This is a genomic window from Albidovulum sp., from assembly GCF_049646345.1.
Taxonomy (GTDB): domain Bacteria; phylum Pseudomonadota; class Alphaproteobacteria; order Rhodobacterales; family Rhodobacteraceae; genus Albidovulum.
This window is the reverse complement of sequence record NZ_JBARVQ010000307.1, coordinates 1-8,088: the sequence shown is the minus strand read 5'-3', so window position 1 is coordinate 8,088 and position 8,088 is coordinate 1. Positions and strand designations below refer to the sequence as shown.

At 60.0% G+C, this 8,088-nt stretch carries 8 protein-coding genes and 1 tRNA gene; 1 reads left to right on the top strand and 8 read right to left on the bottom strand.

Annotated elements, in window-relative coordinates; all coding sequences use genetic code 11:
* Window positions 1-26 precede the first annotated feature (26 nt).
* Window positions 27-103, top strand: a tRNA-Met gene (locus WBB85_RS07830).
* Window positions 104-1,253: 1,150 nt separating this feature from the next.
* Here WBB85_RS07830 and WBB85_RS07825 read toward each other — a convergent pair.
* From WBB85_RS07825 to WBB85_RS07790, 8 genes are all read right to left on the bottom strand, one after another.
* Complete coding sequence (locus tag WBB85_RS07825; protein ID WP_432638062.1) at window positions 1,254-2,132, bottom strand: RHS repeat-associated core domain-containing protein; 879 nt, start codon at window positions 2,130-2,132, stop codon at window positions 1,254-1,256.
* Between the two features lie 126 nt (window positions 2,133-2,258).
* The gene (locus WBB85_RS07820) at window positions 2,259-2,753 is read right to left on the bottom strand and encodes a hypothetical protein (protein WP_432638061.1); all 495 of its coding nucleotides are present in this window, start codon (window positions 2,751-2,753) and stop codon (window positions 2,259-2,261) included.
* 140 nt (window positions 2,754-2,893) lie between these two features.
* A complete protein-coding gene (locus WBB85_RS07815; protein ID WP_432638060.1) occupies window positions 2,894-3,070 on the bottom strand; it encodes a hypothetical protein in 177 nt (58 codons plus the stop codon).
* A 121-nt stretch (window positions 3,071-3,191) separates the two neighbouring features.
* Window positions 3,192-4,181 (bottom strand): N(2)-acetyl-L-2,4-diaminobutanoate deacetylase DoeB, encoded by a 990-nt coding sequence (doeB, locus tag WBB85_RS07810; protein ID WP_432638059.1) that lies wholly within the window; start codon window positions 4,179-4,181, stop codon window positions 3,192-3,194.
* Between the two features lie 4 nt (window positions 4,182-4,185).
* A complete protein-coding gene (gene doeA / locus WBB85_RS07805; RefSeq protein ID WP_432638058.1) occupies window positions 4,186-5,373 on the bottom strand; it encodes an ectoine hydrolase DoeA in 1,188 nt (395 codons plus the stop codon).
* Between the two features lie 18 nt (window positions 5,374-5,391).
* Entirely contained in the window at window positions 5,392-6,384 is a 993-nt protein-coding gene (eutC, locus tag WBB85_RS07800) for an ectoine utilization protein EutC (protein WP_432638057.1), read from the bottom strand.
* Between the two features lie 9 nt (window positions 6,385-6,393).
* Window positions 6,394-7,383: a hydroxyectoine utilization dehydratase EutB gene (gene eutB / locus WBB85_RS07795; RefSeq protein ID WP_432638056.1), complete on the bottom strand. Its 990-nt coding sequence runs from the start codon at window positions 7,381-7,383 to the stop codon at window positions 6,394-6,396.
* A partial coding sequence (locus WBB85_RS07790) for an ectoine utilization protein EutA (protein WP_432638055.1) occupies window positions 7,380-8,088 on the bottom strand: 709 nt, incomplete at its 5' end. The genes eutB and WBB85_RS07790, both read right to left, overlap by 4 nt.

Genomic DNA, 8,088 nt, shown 5'->3' with positions numbered 1-8,088 from the left:
ATGACTGTCCGGGGTGACCCAATTGGCGCGGGATGGAGCAGCCCGGTAGCTCGTCAGGCTCATAACCTGAAGGTCGTAGGTTCAAATCCTACTCCCGCAACCAAAAAACACTATAAAATAAATGTTTTACGCCCCGCCTTCCGCGGGGCTTTTTGCTGTCCAAATTCCAGGCCAACAAAAGCGCCAATACCACAGCGATTCCCGTCGGATAGTAGCCCGACAGGACGCCAACCGCGCCATAAGATCGTCCTGTCGTGGCCGCCAGAATGCCAGGCGGTAAAGCGAGATCGACCGGTTCAGCGAGGATAGCCGTGGGTAATCCCCCCGTTTGTAAAGGGGTGCATCCGTAGAGATTAACGGCCATTTTCAGCTTCATGGCTAGTGTGATGCTGATCTTAGACCCAATCGGTCGAGCGTGCGCTATCGCAGCATGCGATCTGACGATACCGACTTGCGTCAGGCAATGAGGGCCGAGGCGGCAGAGCGCCGTCGGATCGGCTATCGGCGCGTGCCTGTGATGCTGGAACGGCAGAGCTGGCAGGTGAGCCAGAAGAAGCTGCGGCGGCGATCCGGGCGGGGGTGGGTTACGTCGGGCCGCTCAGCGGCGTGCGGGTTTGGGTGAAGGTGGGGATGTGAGGGGGCACTGTGTGGGCGTCGGGTTTGGGTCGGGTTTCCGTACAGCCGGTGTATGGCATCCGTCCCGACAGGTGTCGGGGCGGGTTTGGGCTGATGCGTGCCCTGTGGCTATAGCTGCGCGACAAGAATGGCTGAGTGGAACCCCGCCTTACGGCTTGCTGCTGTGAAGAAATTGTCCCATTGGGCATCCTTGTGATGGTCACAGATTGGTAGACCACCACACCTTGGGACTAAACACCTAGCTGAAGATCAGCTTTAGGCTCCCTATCGTAGTCTCTTTGAGACCGTATTCTTAATAAAAAACATATACAAGCCAAATGCCGGAAGTGAACAAGAAGTAAAGAAGTATATATAATAGTAACTGTGAGGCTTAGAATAAAAAAATAGGAAACTTAAAAAAAATGTTGCAAAAAATAGAGCGATGGAAAAATTAACATTGTACAGTCCAATCGCACATATGGCTGGAAATACAAAGAAACTGGTAACCGCCAAATATATCTTTGTAATTCCGAAGTTAATATCACGTGGGCTGCTAATAAATTCCTGCAGTAAATAATCCGTAATGACCAAAGCCACTCCATTGACCAAAGACAGAATCGAAATCAGAAGGACGTTTCTCATCGGAAAGATAACCCTCGGTAGTCATGATTAAGGTTTGTTCTGATTGAGTACACATTACTATATTCCGGCGCGTACGTGACCTTCACGCTCCATCGAACTTCCGCTCTATCAACCACGTGTTTAATCATGGCATTGTCATATGAATTGCTAGAATCCGGTGCCCTGAGACCTAACATTCCCGCCAAGCCCTTGAGAACACTGCCGTCGGCAAACTCGCTCCCTCGCCTTATCGTCAACCTTGCCGCCACTGCGTGGCTATAGCCTTGAGTACGGTATCCCCGGTACGTATCAGCCGCAAAGGGAATCTGTCCAAGAGCATCGGACCAATAGGGGGTACCCTCGACATCGGAAAGTCGATACCCGTCTGCGCCATCCGGCGAAGCTTTCCAGTCGCCTGCCATACCGCTTCTGAAGATAATTGCAGTACGGTCAATCTCCGCAAAGGATGCAATGTCACCCCATGTGAAGTGCTTGACACCTGGATGTGACGCAAAGCTTGGCGATATGTCTAGCAATTCCATGAAGTTATCAGCATCTTCTTCCATCCAATGTATTCCGGCATCGTAAGCTTCTTGAGAGGTGATACGCGTCTCTTCTTCCTTCCCATCGTTCAAGGAAAACAGGTCATTGTCCCCCTTGTCGGTTACGGTTGTCACATTCCCACCAGTATCCTTCCCATTGACAGGATCATTGAACGAGTATGCGTACCTGTTGGTCCCCACCCCCGACTCGGTGACCTCCCACCAGTCCGGCTGGATGAACATGGCGAGTTTGGGGTCGTAGTATCTTGCGTTGAGGTAGGAAAGCCCGGCGTCACTGTCGAAGCGCTCGCCGATGAAGCCCTTGGTCTCCCGGGGTGTGGAGAGCGAGAGCAGTTGCTCGACCTGCTCGCCGTTGGGGTGCTGGTCGGATGGCGGCTGAGGGTGAGGGAAAGCGCTGTGGGGGCGTCGGGTTTGGGTCGGGTCTCTGTACAGCCGCTGTATGGCATCTGTCCCGACTGCTTACTGTTCGGCCAATTCGCAGGTGCAAGCTTCGCGCTGCAGTCCGCATGCGTCGAACTCCAGCTCGGTCGAGGCATAGAGCACCTTGTCGAATGAGAAGAACTTCGTTGGCCAAGGCTCCCTCAACATGAGCTTGCGCGCATAGAGAACGACATAGAACCCGACCGCCTTCTTCCTGGCTGCAAACTCGTCTGCTGAGGCCAGACTGAACCGCTCGGCATCGCAATCTGCTGCGCGGGGCCCAAACATGCGGACCAAGTCGTCGGTCATTATCTCGGACCGCGGAAAATCGATCCGGGCGAGAAACTTGCTTTCAAGGAGGCCCAGATCAACCGCGGCAAAGCGCCCGATCCGGTCGAATTCGGCTTCGGCCACTATGCAATCTTCGAGAAACGCACCGCCGCAACCTGCCAGCATATCGCTGCCCAGCAAGAGCATGTAGGGCGAGGTGAGCTCCATGACCTGCGGTGGTCGGGGCAGGTCAGTCAGCTCCATCTGTCCCCGGACGAGCGGCCTCAGCGGGGGCTGCGAAGGCTGCCGCGCGAAGCGCTTGAGGGCGTCCTTAGTCCGGTAATGGAGGGGGCCCTGACCGTCCTTTGCATGTAACCAGTAAGCGCTCGTTGCCGGTACGAAAATCAATCCACCACCCCTCCTTTTTTCGTTGCTTCCTTCTTGGCGCGGTCGACTAGACCTTCCAGCAAATCCCTGGCCTGTTCGGGCGTTGCGTCAGGATTTGCATCGGTCAGGTCTTTGAGCAATCCTTCTAGGCGCTTGTTGTACTTGCCATGCGATCCATTCTGCTTCGCCCACATGCCGTTCCCGGCGCCGTTGAAATCGAACCCACCCTCAAGTGCCGATTGAACGAGGTCATTGTCAAGCGAATCGACTGAGCGGCAGCGCGGTTGGGCGCTGCCGTCAGACGGTTCTTGACGATCAAACCTTAACGGCGATGACCGCAACACAATCGCCGGACTTGACAAGGCCGGGGAAGTGCCTTGCGGTCAAAAGGCCCGCGCGTTTGGCGGTGATGGTTGCGGGCTGCACCCCGGTCCGGTCGGAGGCCCAGATCCGGGCAAGTGGTTGGCCCTTTTCAACGCTGTCGCCAAGATCGGCCAATGGCTCGATCATCCCGTCGGCTTCCGCGAAGTGGAAGCAGTCGCCATCTGGCATATCCAGTTGAATCGTGGGTCCGGCCACGGGCTGACCCTTGAGGATACCGGCGTGAATCAGAAGGTTCCGCACCCCTTTCTTCGCGATACCGATCGAGCGCGCCGTGGCTGTCCCGCCACCGCCAAGTTCGGTCGAGACAAAGGTCTTGCCCATATCTTCGACGGCGGTATCGAACATGCCTACATTGTCGATCTCCAACATCATCATCGAATAGGGCGCGTTGAAGGCCTGCATCGCGGCGACGCAGGCGGCCTCCTGCTTTTTGTCCGTCAGCACGTGGGCAGCAGCGAAGGGCAGGAAATCAAGCGTTTTGCCGCCCGAATGGAAATCAAGCACGATATCCGCCATCGGTACCAGCGTGCGCTGGAAATAATCTGCAATCTTCTGGGTGACGGTGCCGTCCGGTGCACCCGGAAAGGAGCGGTTCATATTGCCCTTGTCGATGGGCGATGTGCGCGTGCCCGCGCGGAAGGCCGGATAGTTGAAGGCCGGCACGATGATCACCCGGCCGGTGATCGCTGTCGGATCAAGCGTTGCCGCCAGATCCATAAGCGCCACCGGCCCTTCATATTCGTCGCCGTGATTGGCGCCGGTCAGCAGTGCGGTCGGCCCGTCCCCGTTGCGGATCACCGTGATCGGGATCATCACCGAGCCCCAGGCGCTGTCGTCGCGGCTGTAGGGCAGGCGCAGAAAACCATGATGGGCGCCGTCCCGGTCGAACGGGATCGTGGGCGTTATCGGGTTCGGTTTCATCGGTTTACCCTTTCACCACCATCTGCCGGGGCACATCGGCCAACAGCTCGGGCGCGCCCTTGCCGATGACGATGCTTTCGGTGATCTCAAACCCCCAATCCTCCATCCAGAGGCCGGTCATGAAGTGGAAGGTCATGTTTTCCTCCAGCACCGTCTTGTCACCGGGGCGAAGGCTCATGGTGCGTTCGCCCCAGTCTGGCGGATAGGAAGTGCCGATCGAATAGCCGGTGCGGTTGTCCTTGGTGATCCCGTATTTCTTCAGGACACCGAAGAAGGCGTGGGCGATATCCTCGCAAAGATTGCCCGCCCGCGCCGCTTCCAGCCCGGCTTCCATCCCTTCCAGCACGGCCTTTTCGGCATCAAGGAAAGTCTGGGTTGGCTTGCCGAGGAAGACGGTCCGCGACAGCGGGCAGTGATAGCGGTGATAGGCGCCTGCGATTTCAAAGAACGTGCCTTCGCCCGACCGCATCGGCTTGTCATCCCATGTCAGATGCGGTGCCGCTGCATCTGCGCCCGAGGGCAAGAGCGGCACGATGGCGGGATAATCCCCGCCCGCGCCGATCCCCGCGTCATAGCGCAGGCCCGCATCATAGATCTCGGCCACGAGGTCGCATTTACGTATTCCCGGCTCAACCTTCTCGAAAATCCGACGGTGCATCTTGCTGACGATCTTGCCCGCGACACGCATGTAATCCAGTTCCTGGGGCGACTTGACCGCGCGCTGCCAGTTCACCAGTGCCGTCGTATCGGTAAAGCGCGCATCTGGCAGGTGCTTTTGCAGCGACCCATAGGCGGCGGCCGAGAACCAGTAATTGTCCATCTCGACGCCGATCCGGGCTTTGGACCAGCCGCGTTCGGCGATGCGGTCCGACAGGTAGTCCATCGGGTGCCGCTCGGTCGACTGCACGTAGTGGTCGGGATAGCCGATGATGTCGTCGTGCGACATGAAGACGGTGCGCTTGGCGCCGTTAGCATCCTGTCCCCGGCCGAACCAGACCGGGTCACCCTCCATCCCCAGAAGCACGCATTGGTGGACGTAGAACGACCAGCCGTCATAACCCGTCAGCCAGGCCATGTTGGACGGGTCCGAGACGATGATGAGGTCGACGCCCTTCGCCGCCATCGCTTTGCGGGTTTTGGCGATGCGAGCGGCGTATTCCTGCCGGGTGAAGTAAAGCGTGGCCATGGTCATGTGCGGTTACTTTCGCTGTTAGCTGGTGAAATTGGTGCCGATCCCAGCCGCATTGGCGCGATTGCGGGCAAAGGTGGCGATGGCGGTGTCCTGAACGCCAGTGCCGGTCAGATCGGCGATGGTGATCTGATCGGGTGCAGTGCGGCCCGGGGCCTTGCCCGCGACGATGTCGCCCAGTTCGGCGAAGGTGCGGTCAGACGGGACCAGTCCGGCGGCGATAGCGCCACGCAGCTCGCCCATGATCGCTGTCTGGCTCTGGCGGTCAGGCACATAAAGATCGGCGCGGGTCAGGCAGGCAGGCTCAAGCTCGCCCTTGTGGTGCTGGTCCGATCCCATCGCCGTCACATGTTGGCCCGGGCGCAGCCATTCGGCGCGGATCAGTGGGTTGGAGGCAGGCGTCGTGGTCACGATCACATCAGCGCCCGAGACCGAACCGGCAAGATCGACAGATGCTTTCACGGAAATCCCGAGATCGGCCGACAGTTCCTTCGCTGCCGCCTCGGCCTTGGCTGCGTCTCGCGCCCAGATCACCGCCGAGGTGATCGGCCGGACAAGGCAGAGCGCTTTTAGCTGCAGCCGTGTCTGCATCCCTGAACCGACGATGCAGGCCGATGATGCATCCTCGCGCGCGAGCGCCCGCGCGGCCACCGCACCCGCCGCCGCTGTGCGCACATCCGTCAGATAGCCATTGTCCAGCAACAGCGCCTCGACTTGCCCTGTCGTCGCCGACAGGAGGATCATCAGGCCAGACGTCGTCGGCAGGCCGATCTTGGGATTGTCGAAGAAACCGGGGCTCATCTTGATGGCAAAAGCATCCAGACCGGGAACATAGGCGGTCTTTACATCGACCTCGCCATTATGTTCTTTGATGGCCATCGACAGGATCGGCGGCATCACGACCTTGCCCTCGGCAAGCGCCACAAAACCCTGTTCGACGCAGGCAATCGCGTCGAGGTCGAGCTTTACCACACCGCGCAGATCCGTTTCGCTGAGTATCTTTATCCCTGGCATGTCCGCTCCTTACGAAACATCCACAACCTCGCCCGAGATCAGGCGATAATGCAGGCCCATGTCGATATAGCCGCCGCTGAGCAGCGCAACTGTGTGCCCCCCGGGCCTTACCTTGCCCGCAAGCAGCGCCGCGATCCCGACAGAGCCGGAACCTTCGATGATCTGGCGTTCCTTCCAGTAGGCGTGTTTTACCGCCGCCGCGATCTCCGCCTCGCTGACAAGCACCATCTCATCCACCAGATCGCGGGTCATCGCGAATGTGTAGCGATTGTCCAGCCCGATGCCGCCGCCAAGACTGTCGGCCAGCGTCGCCAGTTCCTCCACCTCGACCGGGCGGCCCGCCGCCAGCGAGGCATGCATGGCCGCCCCCCGTTCCATCGAGATCCCAATGACGCGGATATCCGGGCGCTGCGCCTTCAGGGCAGCCGCGACGCCGGAAATCAGCCCGCCGCCCGAGACCTGAACAAGCACGGTCGTGACCTCGGGCACCTGCTCAAGGATCTCCAGACCGACCGTGCCCTGCCCGGCAATGATGTCGGGATGATCGAAGGGCGGCAGCATGACCATGCCATCCTCGGCGACCAGACGGTCGACCTCTTGCTGGGCCTCGTCCTGGCTGCGGCCGATGATCCGCACCTCGGCGCCCTGCGCCTTGATCCCATCGACCTTGTTCGCGGGCACAAGTTCGGACATGCAGATGATGCAGCGTACCCCGGCCTCACGCGCGGCATAGGCAAGGCCCCGACCGTGGTTCCCGGTCGAAACGCCGACGACGCCCCGTGCCTGTTGGTCCGGGGTCAGGCGGCTCACGGCATTGGTCGCGCCGCGCAGCTTGAAGCTGCCGGTCACCTGCTGATGCTCCAGCTTCAGATGAACTGGCGCACCGCAGAGCTCCGTCAGGTCCGGTGATGGTAAGACGGGTGTCTGCCGGATCGTTGCGGCAATCGCCTTGCGCGCAGCTCTGATCGCGTCCAGCCCGATCTGGTCCGGGGCCATCATGCCGCATCTCCGATGCCGCTGGCAGGCAGGCTATGGCTGAACAGACGCCCGTAACCCTCGATAGTGTCGCCAAGCCCGGCATGGCGAAGCATGGCCCAAATACTGGCCTGATTTGAGGTCACGACCGGCTTGCCGGTCCGCGCCTCGATCTCGGCGACCGCCCCAAGCGCCGGCAGCGCCGTGCAGGAGATGAACAAAGCCTCGGCCTCGGCCGTATCGACGGCAATCGCCGCGCTGACGATGGTATCGCGACTGACCCGCGCCATTTCGCGATCATCTTCCATACCCAGGCAATGCAGCCGGGTAACGTCTAGCCCGTGGCGCGTGAAATAGGCCGCCATCGGCTGGCTGGTCTTGACCAGATAGGGGGTGAGGATGGCGATGCGTTGAACGCCGAGCGCCCGGAACGCGGCCCGCGTCGCCCCGGTCGGTGTGACGACGGGCACGCCGGGGCGTGCGGCGTGAATTGCGGCTGTTACAGCCTCATCGCCAATCACCACCGAGGCGGCGGTGCAACTGTAGCAGATCGCATCGAGCTGGATGTCCGGCAGGATCAGATCCGCCGAACGGGTCAGGCCCGGCTGCATCCGCATGAGCGTTTCCGGTGTCGTCGGGTTTTCAAAGGCGATGCGCGCTGTATGGACCGCGGCAAGGTCCTGCGGCACAAGCCGTGCGAAGTCCCGCTCGCTCGTGAGGTCAGTGGCC